The following is a 24,436-nucleotide window of genomic DNA, read 5'->3' as shown; positions in this document are numbered from 1 at the left end:
GCCGTTTTTGATTCTGGCGGTATTCGCCGGAGATTTTTGGCTTACAAGCATAGAGCCACATTCCCTCCGCCCCAATCGTCCCACCCGCAAAAACATTTGGCTGTCGCAGCCATGCATGGTAGTGCATCGCCCTGAAAAACGCGTCCTTCGGGACCCGCGCGGAACAATCACTCGAAAGACAGCCGCCGGAGGGGAGCTTTTGCCCCCACGCGGCCTATGGGCGCCAGCATGCAAGACAAGACCTATTCTCCCATTCACGTCGTGGGCGGCGGACTGGCCGGTTCGGAAGCCGCCTGGCAGATCGCTGAAAGCGGCGTTCCAGTCATCCTGCACGAAATGCGCGGCGTGCGCGGCACGGAAGCGCACAAGGGCGATACGCTGGCGGAACTGGTCTGTTCCAACTCCTTCCGCTCCGACGATGCGACCGCCAATGCAGTGGGCGTCATCCATGCGGAAATGCGGCTTGCCGGCTCGTTGATCATGGCCTGCGCCGACAGGCATCAGGTACCTGCCGGCGGCGCGCTTGCCGTCGATCGCGACGGATTTTCTCAGGCCGTCACGGACCGGCTCAAAAGTCACCCACTGGTGACGATCCTGCGCGAAGAGGTTTCCGGCCTGCCGCCGAAGGAATGGGGCAGCAGCATCATCGCCACCGGCCCGCTCACCTCGCCGGATCTGGCGGCGGCGGTTCAGGCCGAGACGGGTGAGGATGCCCTGGCATTCTTTGACGCCATTGCCCCCATCGTGCACCGCGACAGCATCAACATGGATATCTGCTGGTACCAGTCGCGTTACGACAAGGTTGGCCCCGGCGGCACGGGCAAGGACTACATCAACTGCCCGATGAACGAGGAGCAGTACAACGCCTTCATCGACGCGCTGATCGCCGGCGACACGGTGGGTTTCAAGGAATGGGAAGGCACACCCTATTTCGACGGCTGCCTGCCAATCGAGATCATGGCTGAACGCGGCCGCCAGACGCTGCGCCACGGGCCTATGAAACCGATGGGCCTGACCAACGCCCACAACCCCACCGTCAAGGCCTATGCCGTGGTCCAGCTTCGCCAGGACAATGCGCTCGGCACGCTTTACAACATGGTGGGTTTCCAGACCAAACTGAAATACGGCGCGCAGGCGGATGTATTTCGCATGATCCCGGGTCTCGAAAATGCGGAATTCGCCCGTTTGGGCGGCCTGCACCGCAATACCTATATCGATTCCCCCGTCCTGCTCGATCCATCGCTGAAGCTGAAATCCCGGCCTGACATGCGTTTTGCAGGCCAGATCACCGGCTGCGAAGGGTATGTGGAAAGCGCCTCCGTCGGACTTCTGGCCGGCCGTTTCGCTGCCGCCGAACGGAAAGGCGAGACCCCGAGCCTGCCGCCCGCAACGACAGCCCTCGGCTCACTTCTCAACCACATCACCGGCGGGCATCTTTCCTCGAATGATGAGCCGGGCAAACGTTCCTTCCAGCCGATGAACATCAATTTCGGCCTCTTCCCAGAACTGGAGCCAGGCTCCATCGTCAAGCCGGAAGGCGTGAAACGTTTTCGCGGCAAGGACAAGACAATCATGAAACGCCAGCTCGTTGCAGCGCGGGCGTTGAGGGATTGTGCGACGTGGTTGAACGGGGGCGAAGCCACCCTAGAAACCGTCACCGATCATTATCGCTGAAAGGCCACGGCATTGGCTAGGGTGAAGACCCTGACCAATGCCGTCAGCGAACATTCCAGAAAAGCCAGTCCGACTTTCCCTTCTGATATTTGTAGTGTCGGGAGAAATACGGGTTTACCGCCGTCACGTATTCGAACTCGATATCCGTATTGCCCAGCAACGAAATGAGCGGGCGGTATTTGTAACGCCCCGAAATTACGATTACCGCTTCTTCGGTCTTGAAGTTTCCTTGCGTCAATATCTTGTCCCACTTCACGTTTTCGGCGTTGCCAAAAAAATTGTATGGGGCGAACTCGGTCACGGCGACCCCACCCACAAGCTTGGCGCTTCTGAGCGTCAGATCAAGCTTTTCAGATTCGAGCGGGCGCCCGGCAGCCATGACAAAGGACTTGACGCCCGTCCTGACGCGCTCCTCAAATTCCGGGAATCGGGCCGACCAACGGGCCGTATTGTCCACAACTGTTACGAAACGGTCATAGCTCATCCAGCCCCGCCCGATTTCGATCACCATCGCCAGTACTAGAATGAGCAAAGGCATCAATAGCGCTAATTCCACCGCGGCAACGCCAGAGCGCGAACTTATCAGCGAGATGGATAGATATTTCAATCTCTTACCAATCATTCCGTCACCCGAACTGCGGTGATCGCCAGAGAGAGATTTTGCAATTGCGGCTTGCTCCCGGAACTGGGAACGAGCAGATGGGTGGTGGGAAGAATGAATTTCCAGTCATACCCCAGCGCCAGAAGATATTGCCCGGCGCCCTTGCTTGGCGCCTCGAATTTGTTCTCGACCGGAAATGTCACCGGTGTAGTAGCAAGGTTGGCATCAGCAATGGCAATGAGCGATATTTTCAGATCATCTTCAGTTGTCGCGAGCAGGAAATTCGAGGCAATAACCTTCCTGAACTCCGCCGCGGTGACGGACGTTCGGCCAGCCGCCGCCTTGCGCAGATATTCAGTCCCGGCAGTGGCCGCCGTCGACATATTGAGGCTGAAGAAAAGCACGAGACTAACTTCGATGATACCGAAGATCAGCAGGAGATAGACCGGCAAAAGCAAACCGAACTCAACGGCGGTAGCCGCACGGATATCCGTGGCAAGCGACCGGATGAGACTGGGGAAGTCACGATGCGATATCTTAAAACGAGTCAAGATAAGTGACCTCGAATGCCGTTATGATGCCACCCAGACTGTCGCTCGTTCCAGCGGCGGCGATCGACAGCTTGTATAGCGAATAAGTATCGACAGTGACCTCGTAGCTTCGGCGCTCCCATCGAATTTCATTCGCCTTCTGGCTCATCTGGATAATTTTTTCTCTACACCCATTTGGGGCCGCAACACCTGCAGCGAAATATCGATGTCGTTCGAGCCTTCGTAACTTTGGTTTCGCCCGTTGTACCAGACCGAGATTTCGTATTTGCCGGGATGCATTTCCACATATTTGAAGATCGAGCTGTTGGCGTCGCGTCTTTTTTGCCCTTCCCAGTGACTGTCAAGTTCGACAGCGTAGCGGGTTGGCGGTATTCGCTCATTTTGGCCGTTGCGCATCGAGGGCGTGTTGTTCTTCTCTTCTGTAGTACACTGCTGCTCCTGGTCGGAATTCAAGGCGTCCTTGCCATCCGTTTGCGCCTTGCTGCCGTTTTTCGAATCGGTGTTTTCTTTGGGAAGAGTAGCGTGTGACTTTGGGGTGCATGTCATCCCGGCGCTTGTCTCTTTCTCCTTTTCCTGATCCCCGTAGCCCTGCCAGCCATAGTTCTTCCGGCAATCCGCATTGCTCCAATCCTGAAGTTCGATGCCCGGCCCCGTACCGCCATCCCACCCCAGTTCGGCATAGGTATAAACACCCCAGCAACCGTTGGGTGTTTTGGCGGTTCTGCCGTTTTTCAGCATACGTTCCGTGCCGTTCAGCGTCTTTTCGAAGGTGTTGTTGACAACGACCTCACCGTCATGTGGATAAGGCGGTATACCGCCACAACGATACGACAGCTGATAGTCCAGTTTTTCCGCCCCGAACATGCCACTGAACACGGTTTTGTAGCTGAACTTTGCGTCTATATCCGTCGTCAGCCAGTCGATTTTAACATCGCGACTGACCACATCCTGTTTGGTGGAACGGATCAGTGCGTCGAACGTGTCGAGCACGTTTTTACGGCGCACCTCATCCAGGGGTACGTTCGTGCGCGTCGGTTTTGTCGAACGCTCACAGGCCTGTGCAACCACCCGCTTCGACTGGCTATAATAGGCCAACGCCCGGCCGCCTTCGAAAAGAAACCCGAAAAAAAGCAGGAAAACCGGCAACAGCAACGCCGTCATAATGGCGAAACTGGCCCTTCGGTCGTGCAAAAACGCCCCGAAAATCTCCGCCAGACCGTCCAGTTTTGTCTTAAAATTCAACATTTGAAAATGCCGCTTCATGAAATTGGCTATCACCCGCCTTAAAATAAATCGCCCAGTTTCCCTCCACGCATCCGGACAGACACAACGCCACAGCCGGAGGGAATATTGGGGCAGCAGCAAACAAACTCAGCAAAGGCTGATGCACCGCGATCATGGCGGCACGCGGCAAATGAGCCGAACCACTTGCAAGCAAGAGATGCAAAAACTAATAACAGCCGCCGAAATACAGCGCCGACTGCGGGTTATGCTCCATTCGAAATTCTATAGTGTGGTATAAACACCAAATTTGTAAATTAATAGTCACCTTTATTCCGAAAAATATATGTAAAAACATACACTTAAATCACGTATTCATAATTTAGAATAGCTGAAGTAAACCATATAAAGACAACGCGAAACATTGCCCTGATGGCAGTTCCGCGACGATGCGAAAATTCCTCACAGGTGTGACGGGCATTGCCGTCTTTTGAATACGGCAAGACGGATTTGTACCTTGCCCCTGCCGCCAAGCTCGGGCAAAACAGCCCTATCCAATCACGAGACCATGCCAGGAGATAGAATATGGACGTTCGCGCCGCAGTTGCCATTCAGGCAGGAAAACCGCTTGAGGTCATGACCGTTCAACTCGAAGGCCCCCGCGCTGGCGAAGTGCTGGTCGAGGTCAAGGCGACAGGTATCTGCCACACCGATGATTTCACCCTCTCCGGTGCCGATCCCGAAGGTCTGTTTCCGGCCATCCTCGGCCATGAGGGTGCAGGCATCGTCGTTGATGTCGGTCCCGGCGTCACCTCGGTCAAGAAGGGCGATCATGTCATCCCGCTTTACACGCCGGAATGCCGCGAGTGCTATTCCTGCACATCGCGCAAGACCAATCTCTGCACCTCCATCCGCGCCACCCAGGGCCAGGGTGTGATGCCTGACGGCACCTCGCGCTTCTCGATCGGCAAGGACAAGATCCACCACTATATGGGCTGCTCGACCTTCTCGAACTTCACCGTCCTGCCCGAGATCGCCCTTGCCAAGATCAATCCCGATGCGCCCTTCGACAAGGTCTGCTACATCGGCTGTGGCGTGACGACCGGCATCGGCGCCGTCATCAACACCGCCAAGGTGGAGATCGGCTCGACGGCAATAGTCTTCGGTCTCGGCGGCATTGGTCTCAACGTTCTGCAAGGCCTGCGTCTTGCCGGCGCTGACATGATCATCGGTGTCGATATCAACAATGACCGCAAGGCCTGGGGCGAGAAGTTCGGCATGACCCACTTCGTCAACCCGAAGGAAGTGGGCGACGACATCGTGCCCTATCTCGTCAACATGACGAAGCGCAATGGCGACCTGATCGGCGGCGCGGATTATACGTTCGACTGCACGGGCAATACCAAGGTCATGCGCCAGGCGCTGGAATCTTCGCATCGCGGCTGGGGCAAGTCTGTCATCATCGGCGTTGCCGGTGCGGGCCAGGAAATCTCCACGCGTCCGTTCCAGCTGGTCACCGGCCGCAACTGGATGGGCACGGCCTTCGGCGGCGCGCGTGGCCGCACCGACGTACCGAAGATCGTCGACTGGTACATGGAAGGCAAGATCCAGATCGATCCGATGATCACCCACACGATGCCGCTCGAAGACATCAACAAGGGCTTTGACCTGATGCACAAGGGCGAGAGCATCCGCGGCGTCGTGGTCTATTGATCGGCTGACAAAATGGCAGGCGCGCACCGCGCGTCTGCCATATGAATTGACCGACCTTTTCGCTTACAGCCGTGCCGATTAACGGGACGGTAAATCTATCGTCGTATGCCGATATTGCGCGGTGGAGTTGAAAAATCCCTCCCTGCCCGAAACGACGCCAGATAGCGGGAGCGACCTCTGAGAACCGTACCGATCGACAACGGAAACCGCGTCGCTGCCGTTGCACTTTTGACGAAAGGTTTTCCGGAAAAGAGCGAGGCTTTCTGGGCGCTCGGCGTGTCCCTTATAAGCGACCATCATCAGCGGCAGGATCTCGGCCCCATCGGGCAATTGCTGATGAAGGGCGACGATGCCGTGGGCGTTCTATTAACGATCCGAAGCCGCCTTACCGAGACCGGCAGGACAGTCGTCAACCTGTCCAGCTGGTATGTCGAACCTTCCAGCCGCTGGTTTGCACCGCGTATGCTGCAAATGGCGACATCCTCCGAAGAAGACATCTTCACCGATCTCACCCCGTCTCCAGAAGCCTGCAAGCTGAACGAGAGACTGGGGTTCACAACGGTGACGAATTGCACGCTTTTTTATCCCCTGCCTTTAAAGGCATTCGGCCCGGCCAGGGCGCGGCTGCGCCCGCTTGCCGAAGTGCCGCAGGGCACGCTGTCTGCCGCCACGCGCGACATGCTGGAAGATCATGCGCGTTTCGGCTGCATCGTGGCAGTCATGGAGGCGGATGGAAGCCATTATCCGCTGGTGTTTTTAAAAACCATAACCAAAAGGCTGCCCTCCGCCCGCCTCATCTATTGCGAGGACAGGCAAGTCGCCCAGAGGCACATTTCGGCAATTGCCCGCCATCTTCTTGGCAAAGGCCGGCTTGCATTGACCATGGCGGCTTCCGATGAGAAGCGAGACGCCGGCGGATTTGCCATACTCAAATCCTCGCCAATACAAGTAAAGGGAGCATGGAACCCACGGTTTATTAACGAAACATATTCAGAATTGGTGTTATTGCCACCCTGGGTATTGGGACGCTCTTAAAAGACGCGCGCTTAAACCTTGCCTGAAAAGAAGAAAATGCGCTTCGGCCGAGACTAGTCCCGACTGCGCGAACGAGCGGAGAATAAGCATGCTTTCAGCGAAACCCAGGGAAGTCGATGTCTCCGAGACCATCTATTCCTACCTCTCGCAGCGTTTCCCGGCTCATGCCCCGTTTTCCGCAGATACGCAATTGCTCGAAGGCGGCGTGATCGATTCGCTCGGTTTTCTCGAACTGATGATCTTTCTCGGCGAAGGTTTCGGCATCGTTCTCAATGATGAACATTTCACCCCGGAAAATCTCAGCACGCCGGCCGATCTGATTGCCTTCGTCACGCAGGAACGGCGCAGATGACAACCCACATCCTGCTGCACCACCTGCTCACCGCGCGGGCGGAAAGCGGCGATGAGGCGCTTGTCTACAAAGAAAAATCACTGAGCTATCGCGAATTTTCCGAAGCGGCCGCACGTTGTGCGGCGGCATTGCAGGAGGCCGGAACGGAGCGCGGCGACCGTGTCGTCATCTTCCTGCCGCGCGGCATCGAGGAATGCTGGTCGATCTTCGGCGTGAGCATGGCTTCCTGCGTCTTCGTGCCGGTCAATGCGCTTTTGAAGGCGCAGCAAATCCGCCATATCGTCGCGGATTGCGGCGCAAAAATCGTCATCAGCAGTGCTACGATGATGGATGAGCTGAACGCGGCTGTGGAAGACCTGCCCGAGTTCACTGTACTGCTGGCGGAACAAATCGACCGCCGCCCGCCCGTGCCTGCCAAAGTCTCCCCATCAATTGGCGAGGACCTTGCAGCAATCCTCTACACATCCGGCTCCACCGGCTCGCCCAAGGGCGTGATGCTGTCGCACCGTAATCTTCTGGCCGGAGCGCGCATCGTGCGCACCTATCTGGAGATCACCGGAAAAGACCGCCTTCTCTCCATTTTGCCCTTCAGTTTCGATTATGGCCTGAACCAGTTGCTGACGGCGGTGGAACAGGGTGCGGCCACTGTTATCTCCACCTTCAGGCTCGGCGACGACATTGTCAGGGACTTGCGCGACCATGCCATTACCGGGCTTGCCGGCGTGCCGACCGTTTGGGCTATCCTGACGAGGGCCGCGCCGTTGCTGGCGAAAACGCCGCTGCCGCAGTTGCGATACATCACCAACTCCGGCGGACGCGTGCCGCAGGAAACCGTGAGGGCGTTGCGCGAAAAGCTGCCGGACACCAAAATCTATCTGATGTATGGCCTGACCGAAGCCTTCCGATCCACATTCCTGCCGCCTGATGAAATCGACCGCCGCCCGACTTCCATCGGCAAGGCTATCCCCGAATGTGAAATCTTCATCGTCACCGCCGAGGGACAGAGGGCAAAACCGGGTGAGCCCGGCATTCTCGTCCATCGCGGCCCGACCGTGTCGCTGGGTTACTGGAACCGGCCGGAAGATACCGCCAAGGTGCTGCGCCCTCACCCTTTCATTCCGGCTGCACGCGGCGGCGAGACCGTGTGTTATTCCGGCGATCTGGCGGTGGAAGACGAGGACGGCTTTTTCAGTTTCGTTGCCCGCAACGATGCGATGATCAAATCGTCAGGCTATCGCATCAGCCCGACCGAGGTGGAGGAAAGCCTGATGTCGACTGGCCTTTTCCAGCAGGTCGCCGTCATCGGCCTGCCGGACCCCTTTGCAGGCGAGAAGGTGCATGCCGTGGCAACCGCCGCCAACGAAAATATCGATGTTTCGGCAGCTCTCAAAAAAGCCGCCGAAATGCTTGCCCCCTTCATGATTCCGCGCGCCATCGAACTGGTCGACCGGCTTCCGGTCACGGCCAATGGCAAGGTGGATTACCGCGCGCTGGTGCGCGAACGGACGGATAATGGCGCCCACGGATAAACCCCAAAGCCACGGCCCTGCCCTTGCCGCCGCGCAATTCGCAGTCGACGAAAACGATCTTGTCATCGGCGGCCTTGCCGTGCGCGATATCGTCGCTGAGACCGGAACGCCGTGCTTCCTCTATGATGCCAGCGCCATGCGCCGCGCGTATCGCGATCTCGCAACCGCGCTCAGTGGTTTTGCCGATATCTTTTATTCGGTGAAAGCCAATCCCCTGCCAGCCATCATCTCGCTTTTCCGCGAAGAAGGCGCTGGCGCGGAAATCGCCTCCGTCGGTGAATATCGCGCCGCCATCAAGGCGGGCATACCGCCGGAAAATATCATCTTCGCCGGCCCCGGCAAGCGCCAGGCCGAATTGCTTGAGGTGATCGAGAGCGGCATCGGCGAAATCCATATCGAGAGCGCCGAGGAAATTGCCCGCATCGAGGCGATCGGCAGGCCGGTCAAGGCTTCGATCCGCATCAATCCGGTGCCGGATGCGCAGGCAGGCGCCATGCGCATGGGTGGCAAGGCCACCGCCTTCGGTTTCGACGAGGAAGAACTCGAAAACGTCCTGCCGCTGTTCAGGGACATCAGGCATATCAATCTCGTCGGTGTCCATATTTACGGTGGCACGCAGATCCTCGATGCCGACATGCTTGTCTCCCAATGGAGACACTCCATTTTGCTTGCCGCACGCATGGCCGAAATGCTCGGCAGGCCCCTTGAAACCGTCGATCTCGGCGGCGGTCTCGGCATCCCCTATTTCGCCGGGGAGACGCCGCTCGATCTTGCAGCGGTCAGTGCCGCCATTCCCGACCTCAAGGCCTTGGTGCAGGCACATCCGCTGATCGCCGATGCCCATATCATTGTCGAACCCGGCCGCTTCCTCGCCGGTCCCGGCGGCATCTATGTGGCGGAAGTCAATTCGGTAAAGACCTCGCGCGGCACCACCTTCGTGGTGACGGATGGTGGCATGCATCACCATCTGGCAGCCTCCGGCAATCTCGGCCAGATCGTCAAGCGTAACTACCCTATCGTCGCACCGGCCATGATGCAGGCAGACAATGAGGAAACGGCAACCATAGTCGGCCCGCTCTGCACACCGCTCGACACCCTGGCACGCAATGCGGCCCTGCCGAAGCTGAAGGCTGGTGATCTCCTGGCAATCCTGCAATCGGGCGCCTATGGCGCCACCGCCAGCCCTTCGGGTTTTCTCAGCCATCCGGCGGCGAAGGAAGTGCTGGTGGAGAATGGTGCGTTTGAGGTGATAGGCCGCTGAGGACGTTTGTCAGCGAAAACCGTAGCCGGTTTTCTTACGGACGCATATCCGGCTGCTGACATTGGAGCTTCCTCCAACCTCCCTCATTCCTGTGCTTGTCACAGGAATCCAGTCGACGCACGTCCGTGCGGCGGGAGGAGTCTTATCAACCCAAGGACTTGGGCTGGCTGGATTCCTGTGACAAGCACAGGAATGAGGGAAGTGAGTGTTGTCGCCGATAAAGCAAGCCTAACCCCACGCAACGTACCGATCACCCCCGCAACAATCTGTCGCCCACCGCGAATTTCGATTTCAGCAGACACTCATCATATTCCGCCTCGGCATCCGAATCGAAAACGATGCCGCCGCCGACATTGAAGATCGCGCGGCCGCCATCGAACAGGGTCAGCGTGCGGATCGCCACCGAAAAACGCATTTCTCCATTCGGAGACATGAAACCGATAGCACCGCAATAGGCGTCGCGCGGCGTCTGCTCCAGTTCGCGCAGGATTTTCATCGCCCACATTTTCGGCGCGCCGGTCACCGAACCGCAGGGAAAAAGCGCCGCAAAAATATCCTCCACCGTCACATCCGGCAAAAGCTTCGCGCGCACATGGCTGACCATCTGGTGCACGGTGGGATAGGTCTCGATATCGAACAGTCGCGGCACATGGAGGCTGCCGACTTCGGTGATGCGGGAAATATCGTTGCGCAGGAGATCGACGATCATGCGGTTTTCGGCAAGCGTCTTTTCATCCTCAAGCATCGCCGCGATGATCGCCCGGTCCTCTTGCGCATTCGCACCGCGCGGCGTCGTTCCCTTCATCGGATGGGTTTCGATGAAACCTTCCCCGTCCACCGAGAAAAACAGTTCCGGTGAGCGCGACAGGATCACCGGTCCACCGAGATCGACCAGCGCGCCATATTTGACCGGCTGGCGCTCAACCAATGACCAGAAAGCCGTGAGCGGATCGCCGCTCCAGCGAGCATGAACGGGCATCGTCAGATTACCCTGATAACAGTCGCCGCGACGCAGATGCCCGTGCAGCCGCTCGAAGCGCTGGCAATAGTCTTCAAGGCTCCATGCGGGCGCGGGATCGGCCAGGAACGCATCGGCATCCGGCAGACTTTCGGGCCGCGCAAATCGCCCCTCATCCGGTTGTGGGCCGGAAAAGACGCCGAAGCGAAGGAACGGCACGTTGCGAGGCTCGGCAGCAAAGTCCGCAAGTTTCGGCTCGAACAGGAAACCCGCCTCGTAGGACATATAGCCGGCAAGGTATTTCCCGGCGCGGCGCAGCTGCTCCATGCGTTTCAGCGCCGCGAAAAACGCCTCTGGCTCATCCGCGACGATGATCTCCTCCGGCTCGGTGAAGGCTGTCACCGTGCCGGTCGTGTCATCCCGGAAAAGAACGTAAGGCGCATGTGCCAAGGAAAGCGTCCGAACAGGAGAAAGGGTCGGGAAAAATCAGATCGGGTCTATGTCGCCCCGCGCCCACATCTCTATGGTTTCCGCATAAAAATCGGCGAAACGGCCTTCCTCGATCGACTTGCGGATACCCTGCATCAGCTCCTGATAATAGGCAAGATTGTGCCAGGAGAGCAGCATACCGCCCAGCGCCTCGTTGGAGCGCGTAAGATGATGCAGATAGGCGCGGGAATAATCACGCGAGGCCGGGCAGTTTGACTGCTCATCGAGCGGCCGCATATCCTCCGCATGGCGGGCATTGCGGATATTGACCCTGCCGCGACGGGTGAAGGCAAGCCCGTGACGACCGGAACGGGTCGGCATCACGCAGTCGAACATGTCGATGCCGCGCGCCACCGATTTCAGAATATCGTCAGGCGTACCGACGCCCATCAGGTAACGCGGCTTTTCGGTGGGCAGCACCGGCAGCGTGATGTCGAGCATGCCCAGCATCACATCCTGCGGCTCACCGACGGCAAGGCCGCCGACAGCGTAACCCTTGAGATCAAGCTGCTTCAGCCCTTCGGCGGAGCGAATGCGCAGATCCGGCTGGTCGCCGCCCTGCACAATGCCGAACATGGCCTTGCCGGGCTGTTCACCGAAGGCGACGCGGCAACGCTCCGCCCAGCGCAGCGACATTTCCATGGCGCGCTCGATTTCCTTGCGCTCGGCCGGCAGCGCGATGCATTCATCGAGCTGCATCTGGATGTCCGAATCAAGCATGCCCTGAATTTCGATCGAGCGTTCCGGCGACATATGGTGCAGCGAACCGTCCACATGGCTCTTGAAGGTCACACCCTTCTCGTCCAGCTTGCGCAGGCCGGAAAGCGACATGACCTGGAAGCCACCGCTGTCGGTGAGGATCGGATGCGGCCAGCGGATAAGCTCATGCAACCCGCCAAGCCTTGCCACGCGCTCCGGGCCGGGCCGCAGCATCAGGTGATAGGTATTGCCGAGAATGATATCGGCCCCGAGCTCGCGCACCTGGTCGAGATACATGGCCTTGACAGTACCGACAGTGCCAACAGGCATGAAGGCAGGTGTGCGGATGACACCGCGCGGCATGGCGACTTCGCCAAGGCGGGCGCCGCCGCTCGTGGCTTTCAGGGTAAAAGTGAATTTGTCGTGCATCAGTTCTTCCGGAACAACAGGCTGGAATCGCCATAGGAATAAAAACGGTATCCGGTTTCGATGGCATGCGCATAAGCGGCACGCATCGTCTCGAGACCGCAAAAAGCCGAAACGAGCATGAACAGCGTCGATTTCGGCAGGTGGAAATTGGTCATCAGAATATCGACCGCGCGGAAACGGTATCCGGGCGTGATGAAGATGCCCGTCGCGCCCGACCATGGCTGAATAACGCCATTCTCATCAGTGGCGCTTTCGATAAGCCGCAGCGAAGTGGTGCCGACAGAAACGATCCGCCCGCCGCGCGCCTTGACGGCATTGAGCTTTGCCGCAGTCTCTTGCGAAACATGGCCGATCTCGAAATGCATCTTGTGATCGTCGGTATCGTCGGCCTTAACTGGAAGGAAGGTGCCTGCCCCAACGTGAAGTGTCACGAAATGTCGCTCGATGCCGGCTTCGTCCAGCGCCGCAAACAGATCGGGCGTGAAATGCAGGCCGGCAGTTGGTGCGGCAACGGCGCCCTTCTCGCGGGCATAAATTGTCTGGTAATCGGTCTGGTCCTGCGCATCTTCCGGGCGCTTCGCGGCAATATAGGGCGGCAAAGGAATATGGCCGACGGAGGCGATCGCCTCGTCCAGAACAGGTCCGGAAACGTCAAAAAGCAGCGTGATCTCGCCCTCCTCACCCTTTTCCTCGACGGTGGCCTCCAGATGGGCAAGGCCGCAGGCATTGTCGCGCTCATAACCGAAACGAATGCGGTCACCCTGCTTGATACGCTTGCCCGGCCGCGCGAAAGCCTTCCAGCGCGACTGGTCGGCGCGCATGTGCAGCGTGGCTGAAACTGCCGTTTCAGGCGCACCTTCGCGCAGCCGCACGCCTTCAAGCTGGGCTGGAATAACGCGGGTGTCGTTAAATACCAGCGCGTCGCCGGGCTTCAGGAAGGAAGTCAGGTCGGATACGATGCGGTCTTCCATGTGGTTCGCATTCGGATCGACCACGAGAAGACGCGCACTATCGCGCGGGTTCGCCGGGCGAAGGGCGATATTGTCCTCGGGGAGATCGAAATCGAACAGGTCTACGCGCATTGCAAGGGCTCTCGAAATATCAAAACCCGCCCTGCATGGCATGGGGCGGGTGGTGGGTGATGACAAGGCTTCCGACTACACTCGAAGTCATCCTCGGCTTGTCCCGAGGATGACGTCTGAGAGGTTGGCGCCATCATCAATGTGAAACGCCCCGCAGTTTCCTGCGGAGCGGGTAAACACTTTATACGCTATTATCAGGCCGCCGAAGCAAGCTTCATCGAAACGATCGAATCGGGGTCCTTCACAGGCTCGCCGCGCTTGACCTTGTCGATGGCTTCCATGCCTTCGATGACCTGGCCCCATACGGTGTACTGCTTGTTCAGCCAAGGCGAATCGGTGAAGCAAATGAAGAACTGCGAGTTGGCGGAGTTCGGGCTCTGCGAACGGGCCATCGAGCAGGTGCCGCGTACGTGGGAAATAGCCGAGAATTCAGCCTTGAGGTCAGGCTTCTCGGAGCCGCCCATGCCGGCGCGGGCCGGGTTGAAGCTCTCCGAACCCTTCTTGCCGAACTTCACATCGCCCGTCTGGGCCATGAAGTCTTCGATGACGCGGTGAAACACGACGCCGTCGTAAGCGCCTTCCGATACCAGTTCCTTGATACGGGCAACGTGGCCCGGAGCAACTTCCGGAAGCAGCTGGATCACGACCTTGCCGGTCGTCGTTTCCATGATGATGGTGTTTTCCGGATCCTTGATCTCGGCCATGATTATTCTCCTCTGTTCGGGCTCTATTGCCCTACCTTACTTCTTGCCGACGGTGACCTTGATCATCCGGTCGGGGTTGGAAACTTCGCCGTTGCCGCCGGCGCCGCGCTTGATCTTGTCCACGGCTTCCATGCCGGACACGACCTTGCCGACCACGGTGTACTGGCCGTTCAGGAACGGACCGTCGGCAAACATGATGAAGAACTGCGAATTGGCGGAATTCGGATCGCTGGAACGGGCCATGCCGACAACGCCGCGCGTGAACGGTGTCTTGGAGAACTCAGCCGGAATGTCGGCCATGTCAGAGCCGCCGGTGCCGGCACGCTGGGCGTTGAAGCCCTTCTCCATGTTGCCGTACTGCACATCGCCGGTCTGCGCCATGAAACCGTCAATGACGCGGTGGAAGGCCACGTTGTCATAGGCGCCCTTTTTCGCCAGCGCTTCAATCTGCGCCACGTGCTTGGGCGCGACTTCCGGCATCAGTTCGATGACGACGGGGCCGTCCTTCAGCTGGACGGTCAGGAATTCGGCAGCCGAAGCGAAGGTGCTGGCGGCAAGCGCGCCCGCAAACAGGGCGCCGGCAAAGGCAAATCGAACGAGTTTCATTGGATTGGCTCCGGAATGTGAGGCTGAAGTCAGCGCTTCAGCTTGGCGTTGAGGGCTTCAAGCACGGCTATGGGAACGAAGGCATCCACATTGCCGCCCATGGCGGCGATCTGCCGGACCAATGTGGCTGTAATGGGTCGCGACGACGTACCCGCCGGCAGGAACACGGTCTGTATATCAGGTGCCATCTGGCGGTTCATGCCGGCCATCTGCATTTCATAATCGAGATCGGTGCCGTCACGCAGGCCGCGCAGAAGAAGGCGCGCGCCATGCTGACGGGCTGCATCGACGACCAGATTGTCGAAGGAAACGACCTCAACGCGCGCCGCCTCACCGGGCAGGCTTTCGGAAAGCGCCCGGCTTATCAGCGTCGCCCGCTCCTCGAAACTGAACAGCGGTGCTTTTCCGGGATGGATGCCGACGGCGACGATGACTTTGGACGCCACGTTCAGCGCCTGGATAAGCACATCCAGATGTCCGTTGGTCATCGGATCGAAGGATCCTGGATAAAAGGCAATCGTCATATCGCTCTCAAGTGGTGGGCGTTATGTGCCGCCTTTTGTCATGGAGATGGGCGCGGCGCAAGACTTTTACAACCCGGACGCCCTCCCGGTGCGGTCTGAACAACGGATGAATGCGCCGTTCAGTGCGGTTTCAGGGCTCATTTATATAAATACACGGCATCGGGAAACCGAAATGCCCCTCACCTCGTTAAGCCCCCGGAGAAATGAAAATGCTGGCCTTTATGATCGTCTTTTCGGTCATCGCATCATTCGCAGCCGAGTATCTTTTCCTCGAATGAGGCCAGTCGCCGGTTTCCTGAACGCCAGATGAACAAGCCATTCAAGGAAGTTTCACAGGCGCGATGCTAATCGATTTTTAAGGTTGACGCGGAACATGATTGGACGTGGCGCGTTAATATCAAACCAAAGGAACAGACAGATGTTTGTAAGAGAAAAACAGTCTACTTCGGCGAAAATCAGCGTCATCAGCACCGCCTGGACAGTACTGGTCATCGCAATGGTAGCAACAACGTTTAGCCTTTATGATCAGAAGCCTGCTGCCCAGGGACCAGACTATCCACAGATGACCGCCCGCTACCAGTCCATGACCTATTACTGATGAGGAACTAGGATTTCCTCGCCACCAACGGAGATGATATCATGTTCACATTCCTGACACTGCTTCTTGCCCTGATCAGCATTATGTTCGTGACGTCAATGATCTCCGCCGTCGCCGAGATGCGGCGGGAAGACGAGGAATTCAAGGCCTCGGTAAGACGCAACCGCGCGTTCTGACCGCAACCATCAGACTTAGCCGTCTTTCAGAATATGATTCTCCGCAACCGCCTGGACGCTCCGGGCGGTTTTATTTTGCCGCCTTAAGGGCCAGTATGGCGAAGATGAAGGCGTAAAAACCTAGTCCCAATCACATAAGCGTTTTCAAAACCCCGTTTTTCCAAGGCAAATTCCCTTCAATTTCCCATTGGATTGATTTAAGGAACGCCGATACGTTGCGGGCCGGACGGCTGGCGACCGCAATGACGTTCCTGTGAGGTTTGCATAACGATGCTCGATTCCCTGAGAAATGCTTCTCGAACCATGGCAGCCAAGCTGCTGCTTCTCCTGCTTGTTGTTTCGTTTGGCGTCTGGGGCGTCTCCGCATCACTCGTCACCTCCAATTCGCATGCGGTCATGACCGTCGGCGACCAGACGGTCAGCCCGCAGGAATTCCGCCTCGCCTATCAGCGTCAGGTTTCCGATCTCAGCCGCCAGTTCGGCGCGAGACTGACCACCGAACAGGCCAAGGCCTTCGGCATCGACCGTCAGGTGTTCAGCCAGCTTGCGGCGGGTGCCTCGCTGGATGAACTGGCGTCGAAGATGAATCTCGGCCTTTCGGAAGACCGCCTCGCCAATCTCATCGCCGAAGACCCGGCATTCAAATCGGTTAATGGCCAGTTCGATCGCACCCTGTTCACCGAACGGCTGCGCAATTCCGGCCTGCGCGAAGACGACTATATCAAGGAACGCAGCAAGGTCGCGGTAAGAAGCCAGATCGTTGAAGCCGTTTCCGATGGTTTCAAGGCACCGCAGGTACTGGTGGACGCACTCAAGCAATACCGCAACGAACAGCGCTCGGTCGATTACGTCATCCTGTCCAACGCCGTCATTGCGCCGGTCAAGGCGCCGGGCGACGACGTGCTTGCACCCTGGTTTGAAACCAACAAGGCGAAATATCGCGCGCCCGAGTTCCGCAAGTTCACCTATGTGAAGCTGGAACCATCGGACATTGCCGATCAGGCTTCGGTGACGGATGCGCAGATCGCCGACTATTACAACAGCCACAAGGACAGCTTCCGCACCGCCGGTCGCCGCACCGTCGAGCAGCTGACCTTCCCGGAAAAGGAAATGGCAGAAGCCGCTGCAGAGCAGATCCGCCTCGGCAACACCACCTATGATCAGGTGGTTAAGGATCAGGGCAAGACCGCCTCCGACGTGACGCTTGGCGAATTCACCAAGGACACGATCCCCGACCAGTCGATTGCCGATGCTGCTTTCGCCGTCCAGAAGGATGGCGGCGTGTCTCCGGTCGTGGCAGGCTCCTTCGGCCCGGTCATCCTGCGCATCACCGGCATCAAGCCGGAAACCACCCGCACGCTGGAAGAAGCGAAAGAGGACATCCGCAAGGACCTCGCCACCGCTGCTGCAGCCGAAGAAGTCACCAATGTGCATGACCGTTACGAAGACCTGCGTGCCGGCGGCTCCTCGCTTGCCGATGCGGCAAAGCAGCTGAACCTCAAGCCCGTCACCATCGACGCCATCGATGCCGCCGGTCTTGATGAAAAGGGCGACGCCATTCAGGACCTGCCCTCGCCGCAGCTTGCCCAGGAAGTCTTCAAGACCGAACCCGGCACCGAAGCCCTGCCGATCAATCTTGGCCGCGAAGGCTACATCTGGTTCGACGTCGATCAGATCATCCCCGCCCGCGACCGCACGCTTGCCGAAGTGCGCGACGATGTCGTGGCCGACTGGACGGCAGAGCAGCAGCGCACGGCGCTTGCCACCAAGGCCGACGAGCTGAAGGCACGTGTTGAAAAGGGCGAGACACTGGCAGCGGTGGCTGGCGAACTCGGCCTTGCCGTCGAGCAGAAATCCGGCCTGCGCCGCACCAGCGAGGACGCGATTTTCGGTCGCCAGACGATTACGGCGGTATTCTCCGGCGCTGAAGGCATGACGGGCACAGCGGCAGACGCCGATGGTTCCAGCCGCATCCTCTTCAAGGTCACGGCAGTCGACACCAACGCGCCTGCCGATGCGCTTGCCAATGACGATCAGCAGTTCGCCGCCATCGCCCGCGCGGCAGGTGACGACATGCTCGACCAGATGGTCAACCGCCTGCAGAACGACTACGGTGTGACCATCAATCAGGCCCTCGCCGATCAGGCGATGGTCGGCTTCTAACCGGGGGGCGGAAACGATGGCCGAACTGAAACCGCTGATCGCAAAGGTCGCAAACGGGGAAAGCCTGAACCGTGAGGAATCGCGGGCCGCTTTCGACATTCTGATGTCGGGCGAAGCAACCCCATCGCAGATCGGCGGTTTCCTCATGGCACTGCGCGTGCGCGGCGAGACGGTGGACGAGATTGTCGGCGCCGTCTCCTCCATGCGCGCGCGCATGCTGCCGGTTTCGGCCCCCGAAAACGCGATCGACATCGTCGGAACCGGCGGTGACGGCATCGGCACCTACAATATCTCGACGCTCGCCTCGATCATCGTTGCCGGCACGGGCCTTCCCGTTGCCAAGCACGGTAACCGGGCGCTAAGCTCCAAATCCGGCACGGCGGATGCGCTGTCCGCGCTCGGCGTGAAGCTGGATATCGGCCCTGACCTTATCGCCCGCTGCATCAGTGAGGCAGGACTCGGCTTCATGTTCGCGCAGCTGCACCATTCCGCCATGCGCCATGTCGGTCCAAGCCGCGTCGAACTTGGCACGCGCACCATCTTCAACCTGCTCGGCCCGCTTTCCAACCCGGCGGGCGCGAAGCGCCAATTGCTCGGCGTCTTTTCGCCGCGCTGGCTGGTGCCGCTCGCCGAAGTGCTGCGCGATCTCGGCTCGGAAAGCATCTGGGTCGTACATGGCGACGGCATGGATGAAGTCACGACGACAGGCGTCACCCATGTGGCGGCGCTTGAAAACGGCAAGATCCGCACCTTCGACCTGACGCCGAAGGATTTCGGTGTTGAACCCGCTTCCATGGCAGACCTCAAGGGTGGCGACGGCATTGCCAATGCAGCGGCACTTCGCGAGGTTCTGTCCGGCAAGCGCAACGCCTATCGCGACGTATCGCTGTGCAACGCCGCGGCAGCCCTCGTCATTGCCGGCAAGGCCGAAACGCTTGGCGAGGCGATGACGACCGTGAGCCAAGCGCTCGACAGCGGCGCGGCGGCAGCAGCGCTCGACCGCCTGGTCGCTGTCTCCAATGAAACAGTCTCCGGGCAGGCCGACCACTAAAAGGAATGAGAGCGAAACCATGAGCGACATTCTGAAAAATATCGAGATCTACAAGCGCGAGGAAATTGCCGCCGCCAAGGCCAGGGTTTCACTTGCCGATCTCAAGGCGATGGCCGCAGGCCAGACTGCGCCGCGCGGTTTTTACAAAGCGCTGCGAACAAAGCAGGCTGAGGGCAAATTCGGTCTGATTGCCGAAATCAAGAAGGCCAGCCCCTCCAAGGGGCTGATCCGCCCGGATTTCGATCCACCGGCACTGGCCGCCGCCTATGAGGCTGGTGGCGCCGCCTGTCTTTCCGTGCTGACGGACACGCCGAGCTTTCAGGGTGCGCCGGAATTTCTGACGGCTGCCCGCAATGCCTGCACGCTGCCTGCGCTGCGCAAGGATTTCATGTTCGATACCTATCAGGTGCATGAGGCCCGCGCCTGGGGCGCGGACTGCATCCTGCTCATCATGGCGTCTCTTTCCGACGATGAGGCGAAACGCCTTGAAGGCGAGGCTTTTTCACTCGGCATGGACGTGCTGGTCGAGGTGCATGATTCGGAAGAAACCGAACGGGCGCTGAAGCTCGCCTCGCCGCTTCTCGGCATAAATAACCGCAATCTGCGCACTTTCGAGGTCAGCCTCGAAACCAGCGAGAAACTGGCTGGCCTCGTGCCCGCCGACAAGCTGATGGTCGGCGAAAGCGGCATCTTCACCTATGAGGATTGCCAGCGCCTCGAAAAGAGCGGCATCAGCACCTTCCTCGTCGGCGAAAGCCTGATGCGCAAGGACGATGTGACAGCAGCTACCAAAACCCTGCTAACCGGCCAATCCGGCGTTCTGGCGGCGGAATGATGCGCCGATGAGCGAGGCGACAAAGCTCACCCATATCGATGCGAGCGGCGAGGCACATATGGTCGATGTCGGCGACAAAGCCGAGACCGTCCGTATCGCTGTTGCCGAAGGCTTTGTGAAGATGAAGCCGGAAACGCTGGCGCTCATCCGCGATGGCAATGCCAAGAAGGGTGACGTCATCGGCACAGCCCGGCTCGCGGGCATCATGGCAGCCAAGCAGACGGCAAACCTCATTCCGCTCTGCCACCCGCTGATGCTGACCAAGGTTGCGGTGGACATTACCGAAGACGCTGCCCTGCCCGGCCTGCGGGTGGAGGCCATGGTGAAGCTCTCCGGCAAGACCGGCGTGGAGATGGAGGCGCTGACCGCCGTGTCCATCGCCTGCCTGACCATTTACGACATGGCCAAAGCCGCCGACAAGGCGATGGAGATCGTCAATATCCGCCTTCTCGAAAAGAGCGGCGGCAAGTCGGGCGATTTCCGGCGACAGGAGACCTGAATGAAGCCACTGCTGCCCGTGGATGAGGCCGTAACGCGTCTTCTGGATGCGGCGGTTCCTGTGGTTGACAGTGAAACCCTTCCGCTCGCCGAATGCGATGGCCGCGTCCTTGCGGCTGACCTTGCGGCGCGTCTGACCCAGCCGCCTTTCGATGCCTCGGCCATGGACGGCTATGCGCTGCGCAGTGCCGATGCGCCACAAATCGGGTCAGTCCTCACCGTCATAGGCCAGGCTGCCGCAGGCCACGCTTTCGCGGGCACGGTGGGTAAAGGCGAGGCCGTGCGTATCTTTACCGGCGCACCGGTGCCAGCGGGTGCGGATGCCATTCTCATTCAGGAAGATGCCGAGCTTCTCGGCGAGGGCAAAATCCGCACCGCTTTCGACATCACCGCCGGGAGACACATTCGCCCGCGCGGACAGGATTTTGCCGAGGGCGACACGGTTTTGAAGTCCGGGCGCGAACTCGGCTTCACCGATCTCACCGTTGCGGCGGCGATGAATCACGCAACGCTTGCCGTCTATCGCAAGCCACTGGTCGCCATCCTTGCCACCGGCGACGAATTGCTGCCGCCCGGAAGCACGCCCCTTCCCGCCCAGATCATCGCCTCGAACACCTTCGGTGTCGCCGCACTTGTGCGGGCAGCCGGTGCGGAGGTTCTCGATCTCGGCATTATACCCGACAACGACACGTTGATCCGCGCCGCCATCGGCAAGGCTGTCGTGGCAAAGGCCGATGTGCTCGTGACGCTCGGCGGCGCCTCTGTCGGCGACCATGATCTCGTTCAGGCGGCGCTTAAGGCCGAAGGCATGCAGCTCGATTTCTGGCGCATTGCCATGCGTCCTGGAAAACCGCTGATGGTGGGCGCCATCGATGCCATGCAGGTTCTGGGCCTGCCAGGAAATCCAGTCGCGAGCCTCGTCTGCGGCCTGCTGTTCCTCGAGCCACTGCTCCACAGAATCGCCCGCCGCATTCCGCCGCAACGCGTCACCACAGCCCGAACCGCCACACCGCTGAAGGCGAACGATCACCGGCAGGATTATCTTCGCTCCCGTTTCAGCGCCGATGACAACGGCGCTCTGGTGGCGCAAGCCTATGCCAAACAGGATTCATCCATGATGAACATACTGGCACATTCAGACGGCCTGATCGTGCGCCCGCCAAATGCGCCGGCAGTTGACGCAGGTGCGGAATGCTCGGTGATACGGCTTAGAGCCTGACGGGACATATTCCGGCGGCGCACAAAACAACGCATTGTTTCAAAATCTTGCGCAATTTCCACCGCAAGTAGTCACAGAAATGAGACGGGCTGCAGCCACTCCTGTTGAGACGACGTAATAAAAACTGTAACGTTGCTGTATCCGGACATGCGCGAAGAAGTTCGTTGCTTATAAGCGGCGTCTTGCCAGATGAAAAACTCCGTGCCTCAACCATCTCCCGATTATCACCCTGCGTTGTTGTGCCGAAATAAATCACCCTAAAATCACTATCGGGATTGACAGAATAAATACGAAGCTGGCACCAAGACGAGCAGTAGAAATCAAAAAACTCCGGAACTTCCTCGAAATGAGAATTACTTATAATTATCAGCTAAATAAGATAAAAATTGCCGAATATCAAATTTCAGGGAACAAAAATTAGTTTCCCATAAATTAAGCTTTTCAAAACGGCCTACATAATAATAATCATAGTCGATAAGCAGACTCACTGGAGTTTCTTGATGAACACGGCATCCACGCCCAAATCCACGGGGCCCGACATCGCCGGGCAGATTGCCTACGCCATGCGGAGCATGGGTGTGTCGCCGATCCCGCGCAACTATAGCCTTTTTTACGAAGCCTATATCGGCTCGAACCCGGCGCTGACGAGGGATCTGGCGGCACTGGGAAACCGGGTGACGCAGGAGGATCTGGACGAACTGTCCTCACGGTACGGGGAAGGCAATCCCACGGCCTCGATCGACGACGCGCATGAGAAGCTGCGGCGTGAACTGGAGGCACTTCTCGGAACGCTAAGGCGCGAACAGTCCTCCATCGAGAACTACAACAGAATTCTCGGCGAAACCCGCCAGCGCATTGACGACAAGACCGTATCGAGCACCAATATCCTGAAAAATGCGGTCTCGCTGCTGGCCGAGGCCACCGGCTCGAAAATCATCGATGGCGAAAAGGCGTTCAACGACGTCAACCGCCATGCCGAGGAAATGCAACAGGTGCGTCTGGAGCTGGATGAATACAAGCGCATCGCCAATACCGATTCGCTGACGCGCCTTTCCAACCGTCGCGCTTTCGATGACAGGCTGGCCTCCGTCTACAACAGCTCCATCGGCCTGCAATATACGACGCTCATCCTGCTCGACATCGACCATTTCAAGCGGATCAACGATACGTTCGGCCACCCGGTCGGCGACAAGATACTGGCCACCGTCGCCTCCGTCATCCGCGCCAATGTCCGCAAGGACGGCTTCGTCGCCAGAAGTGGCGGCGAGGAATTCGCCATCATTCTTGATGGCAACACGCCGGAAGAAGTCATGGTGATCTGTGAGCGCATCCGCCTGTCGCTGGAAAGCACGCCGTTCCGCAATTCAAGATCGGGCGCCGACTACGGTACGGTGACGATCTCGATCGGCTTCGCCTCCGCCTCTCAGGCAAACAATCCGGGCGAACTTTACGGACATGCCGATATGGCACTTTATCACGCCAAGGAAACCGGCAGGAACCGTTCCGTCATTTACGAGGACGGCATGCAGAAGAACTATATCGGCAAGAACTGGCTGATTTATCGTACCTAGGGCGTCGTGCGTCCTTATCGGGGGCGCAGTTAACGGACGCTCTCCTCTTCCCTCATTCCTGTGCTTGTCACAGGAATCTAGCCAGCCCAAGTCCTTGGGCTGAAAAGAGCCTCTCTCGCCGCGCCGACGCGCGTCGGCTAGATTCCTGTGACAAGCACAGGAATGAGGGCGGAGAGAAGCCAATGGCTCACGGGCGAATGTGCTGGTCTCGTCAGGACGAAAGCCGCACCGCCACCCCTCACCACATGGTCTTCGCCGCCCGAACCGCCCATTCGCGGTCATAAGTCTCCTGATCGAACTCCGCCTTGGCGGCTTTGAGCAGGCTGCCGGGTGTGGGCAGTGACGCGGGTTCCACGAAGTTGTCGGGGTTCCACAGTTCCGAGCGCATCAAGGCCCTCGCGCACTGGAAATAGACCTCGTCGATTTCGACCACAATGATGGTGCGCGGGTGTTTTCCGTCCATTTCGAAGCTTTGCAGCAGATCGGGTGCGACCGAAACGACAGCGCGGCCGTTGATGCGCATTGTTGTATTCGAGCCCGGGATCAGGAACATCAGCGCCACGCGTGGATCGCGGACGATGTTCAAAAGCGAATCAACGCGGTTGTTGCCGCGCCAGTCGGGCAAAAGCACCGTCCTGTCGTCGGCCACCCTTACCACACCGCCCTTGTCGCCGCGCGGCGAACAGTCCATGCCTTCCGGCCCGACAGTCGCCAGCGCCAGAAATGGCGAAGCCTCGATCATCTGCCGGTATTCGGCGGTCAGCGTGGCTGTCACCTTCGCGATAGATGCCTCGCTTGTGCCATCGTAAATGGCCTTCAATTCCTCAACCGTGCGAATGACCGTCATTGTGCGCTCCAACCCCTGCAATCAATCTGCCCCACCCATAAATCAGGGCG

General features: G+C 58.7%; 24 protein-coding genes. 14 read left to right on the top strand and 10 right to left on the bottom strand.

Features of this window, described 5'->3' with window-relative positions; genetic code table 11:
- Positions 1–216: 216 nt before the first annotated feature.
- Positions 217–1,674, top strand: coding sequence for a methylenetetrahydrofolate--tRNA-(uracil(54)-C(5))-methyltransferase (FADH(2)-oxidizing) TrmFO (trmFO, locus tag ACQZ63_RS18520; RefSeq protein WP_162763615.1), 1,458 nt, complete (start codon positions 217–219; stop codon positions 1,672–1,674).
- 43 nt (positions 1,675–1,717) lie between these two features.
- On the opposite strand, the gene ACQZ63_RS18515 is transcribed toward trmFO, so the two are convergent.
- From ACQZ63_RS18515 to ACQZ63_RS18505, 3 genes are all read right to left on the bottom strand, one after another.
- Positions 1,718–2,296 (bottom strand): TadE/TadG family type IV pilus assembly protein, encoded by a 579-nt coding sequence (locus tag ACQZ63_RS18515; protein WP_013636251.1) that lies wholly within the window; start codon positions 2,294–2,296, stop codon positions 1,718–1,720.
- A complete protein-coding gene (locus ACQZ63_RS18510; RefSeq protein WP_025593593.1) occupies positions 2,293–2,826 on the bottom strand; it encodes a TadE/TadG family type IV pilus assembly protein in 534 nt (177 codons plus the stop codon). Before ACQZ63_RS18510 ends, ACQZ63_RS18515 begins: the two co-directional genes overlap by 4 nt.
- A 144-nt stretch (positions 2,827–2,970) precedes the next feature.
- Positions 2,971–4,089, bottom strand: coding sequence for a pilus assembly protein (locus ACQZ63_RS18505; protein ID WP_448799343.1), 1,119 nt, complete (start codon positions 4,087–4,089; stop codon positions 2,971–2,973).
- Positions 4,090–4,632: 543 nt separating this feature from the next.
- Between ACQZ63_RS18505 and ACQZ63_RS18500 the strand changes: the two genes are divergently transcribed.
- The 5 genes from ACQZ63_RS18500 to ACQZ63_RS18480 all read left to right on the top strand — a co-directional run bounded on the left by ACQZ63_RS18500 (position 4,633) and on the right by ACQZ63_RS18480 (position 9,937).
- Complete coding sequence (locus ACQZ63_RS18500) at positions 4,633–5,760, top strand: S-(hydroxymethyl)glutathione dehydrogenase/class III alcohol dehydrogenase (protein ID WP_013636254.1); 1,128 nt, start codon at positions 4,633–4,635, stop codon at positions 5,758–5,760.
- A 276-nt stretch (positions 5,761–6,036) separates the two neighbouring features.
- Positions 6,037–6,795 carry a hypothetical protein gene (locus ACQZ63_RS18495; protein WP_162763638.1) on the top strand — a complete coding sequence of 253 codons (759 nt, stop codon included), beginning with the start codon at positions 6,037–6,039 and terminating at the stop codon, positions 6,793–6,795.
- 88 nt (positions 6,796–6,883) lie between these two features.
- Positions 6,884–7,147 (top strand): acyl carrier protein, encoded by a 264-nt coding sequence (locus ACQZ63_RS18490; RefSeq protein ID WP_003515534.1) that lies wholly within the window; start codon positions 6,884–6,886, stop codon positions 7,145–7,147.
- Positions 7,144–8,676 carry an AMP-binding protein gene (locus ACQZ63_RS18485; protein ID WP_113555775.1) on the top strand — a complete coding sequence of 511 codons (1,533 nt, stop codon included), beginning with the start codon at positions 7,144–7,146 and terminating at the stop codon, positions 8,674–8,676. Before ACQZ63_RS18490 ends, ACQZ63_RS18485 begins: the two co-directional genes overlap by 4 nt.
- Positions 8,660–9,937 (top strand): type III PLP-dependent enzyme, encoded by a 1,278-nt coding sequence (locus tag ACQZ63_RS18480; protein WP_162763614.1) that lies wholly within the window; start codon positions 8,660–8,662, stop codon positions 9,935–9,937. The genes ACQZ63_RS18485 and ACQZ63_RS18480 overlap by 17 nt, the downstream gene beginning before the upstream one ends.
- Positions 9,938–10,187: 250 nt before the next feature.
- Here the strand turns inward: ACQZ63_RS18480 and ACQZ63_RS18475 are convergent, their stop codons facing one another.
- The 6 genes from ACQZ63_RS18475 to coaD form a co-directional block, all read right to left on the bottom strand.
- Positions 10,188–11,345, bottom strand: a complete 1,158-nt coding sequence (locus tag ACQZ63_RS18475) for an aminodeoxychorismate synthase component I (protein WP_113555774.1) — start codon at positions 11,343–11,345, stop codon at positions 10,188–10,190.
- Between the two features lie 36 nt (positions 11,346–11,381).
- Complete coding sequence (gene tgt / locus ACQZ63_RS18470; RefSeq protein ID WP_003515541.1) at positions 11,382–12,512, bottom strand: tRNA guanosine(34) transglycosylase Tgt; 1,131 nt, start codon at positions 12,510–12,512, stop codon at positions 11,382–11,384.
- A complete protein-coding gene (gene queA, locus ACQZ63_RS18465; RefSeq protein ID WP_003515544.1) occupies positions 12,512–13,594 on the bottom strand; it encodes a tRNA preQ1(34) S-adenosylmethionine ribosyltransferase-isomerase QueA in 1,083 nt (360 codons plus the stop codon). Before queA ends, tgt begins: the two co-directional genes overlap by 1 nt.
- A 194-nt stretch (positions 13,595–13,788) precedes the next feature.
- Entirely contained in the window at positions 13,789–14,298 is a 510-nt protein-coding gene (locus ACQZ63_RS18460; protein WP_003515547.1) for a peptidylprolyl isomerase, read from the bottom strand.
- A gap of 36 nt (positions 14,299–14,334) precedes the next feature.
- On the bottom strand, positions 14,335–14,904 hold the full coding sequence (locus tag ACQZ63_RS18455) for a peptidylprolyl isomerase (protein ID WP_019566173.1): 570 nt from the start codon (positions 14,902–14,904) through the stop codon (positions 14,335–14,337).
- A 29-nt stretch (positions 14,905–14,933) separates the two neighbouring features.
- Positions 14,934–15,428 carry a pantetheine-phosphate adenylyltransferase gene (coaD, locus tag ACQZ63_RS18450; protein WP_112496679.1) on the bottom strand — a complete coding sequence of 165 codons (495 nt, stop codon included), beginning with the start codon at positions 15,426–15,428 and terminating at the stop codon, positions 14,934–14,936.
- Positions 15,429–15,846: 418 nt separating this feature from the next.
- Between coaD and ACQZ63_RS18445 the strand changes: the two genes are divergently transcribed.
- The 8 genes from ACQZ63_RS18445 (at position 15,847) to ACQZ63_RS18410 (ending at position 23,539) form a co-directional block, all read left to right on the top strand.
- Positions 15,847–16,026 carry a hypothetical protein gene (locus ACQZ63_RS18445; RefSeq protein ID WP_003515553.1) on the top strand — a complete coding sequence of 60 codons (180 nt, stop codon included), beginning with the start codon at positions 15,847–15,849 and terminating at the stop codon, positions 16,024–16,026.
- A gap of 41 nt (positions 16,027–16,067) precedes the next feature.
- Positions 16,068–16,202 (top strand): hypothetical protein, encoded by a 135-nt coding sequence (locus ACQZ63_RS18440; RefSeq protein WP_003515556.1) that lies wholly within the window; start codon positions 16,068–16,070, stop codon positions 16,200–16,202.
- Between the two features lie 270 nt (positions 16,203–16,472).
- The gene (locus tag ACQZ63_RS18435) at positions 16,473–18,365 is read left to right on the top strand and encodes a peptidylprolyl isomerase (protein ID WP_013636263.1); all 1,893 of its coding nucleotides are present in this window, start codon (positions 16,473–16,475) and stop codon (positions 18,363–18,365) included.
- A 16-nt stretch (positions 18,366–18,381) separates the two neighbouring features.
- A complete protein-coding gene (trpD, locus tag ACQZ63_RS18430) occupies positions 18,382–19,416 on the top strand; it encodes an anthranilate phosphoribosyltransferase (protein WP_013636264.1) in 1,035 nt (344 codons plus the stop codon).
- Positions 19,417–19,435: 19 nt separating this feature from the next.
- The gene (trpC, locus tag ACQZ63_RS18425; protein ID WP_113555773.1) at positions 19,436–20,251 is read left to right on the top strand and encodes an indole-3-glycerol phosphate synthase TrpC; all 816 of its coding nucleotides are present in this window, start codon (positions 19,436–19,438) and stop codon (positions 20,249–20,251) included.
- A 7-nt stretch (positions 20,252–20,258) separates the two neighbouring features.
- Complete coding sequence (gene moaC / locus ACQZ63_RS18420; protein WP_111804522.1) at positions 20,259–20,750, top strand: cyclic pyranopterin monophosphate synthase MoaC; 492 nt, start codon at positions 20,259–20,261, stop codon at positions 20,748–20,750.
- Positions 20,751–21,968: a molybdopterin molybdotransferase MoeA gene (locus ACQZ63_RS18415; RefSeq protein ID WP_111804521.1), complete on the top strand. Its 1,218-nt coding sequence runs from the start codon at positions 20,751–20,753 to the stop codon at positions 21,966–21,968.
- Positions 21,969–22,468: 500 nt separating this feature from the next.
- Positions 22,469–23,539, top strand: coding sequence for a GGDEF domain-containing protein (locus ACQZ63_RS18410; RefSeq protein ID WP_003515568.1), 1,071 nt, complete (start codon positions 22,469–22,471; stop codon positions 23,537–23,539).
- A 238-nt stretch (positions 23,540–23,777) separates the two neighbouring features.
- On the opposite strand, the gene ACQZ63_RS18405 is transcribed toward ACQZ63_RS18410, so the two are convergent.
- Positions 23,778–24,386, bottom strand: coding sequence for a pyridoxamine 5'-phosphate oxidase family protein (locus tag ACQZ63_RS18405; protein ID WP_113555772.1), 609 nt, complete (start codon positions 24,384–24,386; stop codon positions 23,778–23,780).
- Positions 24,387–24,436 lie beyond the last annotated feature (50 nt).

Source organism: Agrobacterium sp. CG160-95 (genome assembly GCF_053521725.1).
The sequence above is the reverse complement of the archived record's forward strand: the minus strand, read 5'-3'. Positions and strand labels throughout refer to the sequence as shown.

What these genes read in the sequence shown, in the direction of transcription:
- trmFO (WP_162763615.1), top strand. Translation starts at nt 217, where the DNA reads ATGGGCGCCAGCATGCAAGACAAGACCTATTCTCCCATTCACGTCGTG.
- ACQZ63_RS18515 (WP_013636251.1), bottom strand. Translation starts at nt 2,296, where the DNA reads ATGATTGGTAAGAGATTGAAATATCTATCCATCTCGCTGATAAGTTCG.
- ACQZ63_RS18505 (WP_448799343.1), bottom strand. Translation starts at nt 4,089, where the DNA reads ATGAAGCGGCATTTTCAAATGTTGAATTTTAAGACAAAACTGGACGGT.
- ACQZ63_RS18500 (WP_013636254.1), top strand. Translation starts at nt 4,633, where the DNA reads ATGGACGTTCGCGCCGCAGTTGCCATTCAGGCAGGAAAACCGCTTGAG.
- ACQZ63_RS18490 (WP_003515534.1), top strand. Translation starts at nt 6,884, where the DNA reads ATGCTTTCAGCGAAACCCAGGGAAGTCGATGTCTCCGAGACCATCTAT.
- ACQZ63_RS18485 (WP_113555775.1), top strand. Translation starts at nt 7,144, where the DNA reads ATGACAACCCACATCCTGCTGCACCACCTGCTCACCGCGCGGGCGGAA.
- ACQZ63_RS18480 (WP_162763614.1), top strand. Translation starts at nt 8,660, where the DNA reads ATGGCGCCCACGGATAAACCCCAAAGCCACGGCCCTGCCCTTGCCGCC.
- tgt (WP_003515541.1), bottom strand. Translation starts at nt 12,512, where the DNA reads ATGCACGACAAATTCACTTTTACCCTGAAAGCCACGAGCGGCGGCGCC.
- queA (WP_003515544.1), bottom strand. Translation starts at nt 13,594, where the DNA reads ATGCGCGTAGACCTGTTCGATTTCGATCTCCCCGAGGACAATATCGCC.
- ACQZ63_RS18460 (WP_003515547.1), bottom strand. Translation starts at nt 14,298, where the DNA reads ATGGCCGAGATCAAGGATCCGGAAAACACCATCATCATGGAAACGACG.
- ACQZ63_RS18455 (WP_019566173.1), bottom strand. Translation starts at nt 14,904, where the DNA reads ATGAAACTCGTTCGATTTGCCTTTGCCGGCGCCCTGTTTGCGGGCGCG.
- coaD (WP_112496679.1), bottom strand. Translation starts at nt 15,428, where the DNA reads ATGACGATTGCCTTTTATCCAGGATCCTTCGATCCGATGACCAACGGA.
- ACQZ63_RS18445 (WP_003515553.1), top strand. Translation starts at nt 15,847, where the DNA reads ATGTTTGTAAGAGAAAAACAGTCTACTTCGGCGAAAATCAGCGTCATC.
- ACQZ63_RS18440 (WP_003515556.1), top strand. Translation starts at nt 16,068, where the DNA reads ATGTTCACATTCCTGACACTGCTTCTTGCCCTGATCAGCATTATGTTC.
- ACQZ63_RS18435 (WP_013636263.1), top strand. Translation starts at nt 16,473, where the DNA reads ATGCTCGATTCCCTGAGAAATGCTTCTCGAACCATGGCAGCCAAGCTG.
- trpD (WP_013636264.1), top strand. Translation starts at nt 18,382, where the DNA reads ATGGCCGAACTGAAACCGCTGATCGCAAAGGTCGCAAACGGGGAAAGC.
- trpC (WP_113555773.1), top strand. Translation starts at nt 19,436, where the DNA reads ATGAGCGACATTCTGAAAAATATCGAGATCTACAAGCGCGAGGAAATT.
- moaC (WP_111804522.1), top strand. Translation starts at nt 20,259, where the DNA reads ATGAGCGAGGCGACAAAGCTCACCCATATCGATGCGAGCGGCGAGGCA.
- ACQZ63_RS18415 (WP_111804521.1), top strand. Translation starts at nt 20,751, where the DNA reads ATGAAGCCACTGCTGCCCGTGGATGAGGCCGTAACGCGTCTTCTGGAT.
- ACQZ63_RS18410 (WP_003515568.1), top strand. Translation starts at nt 22,469, where the DNA reads ATGAACACGGCATCCACGCCCAAATCCACGGGGCCCGACATCGCCGGG.
- ACQZ63_RS18405 (WP_113555772.1), bottom strand. Translation starts at nt 24,386, where the DNA reads ATGACGGTCATTCGCACGGTTGAGGAATTGAAGGCCATTTACGATGGC.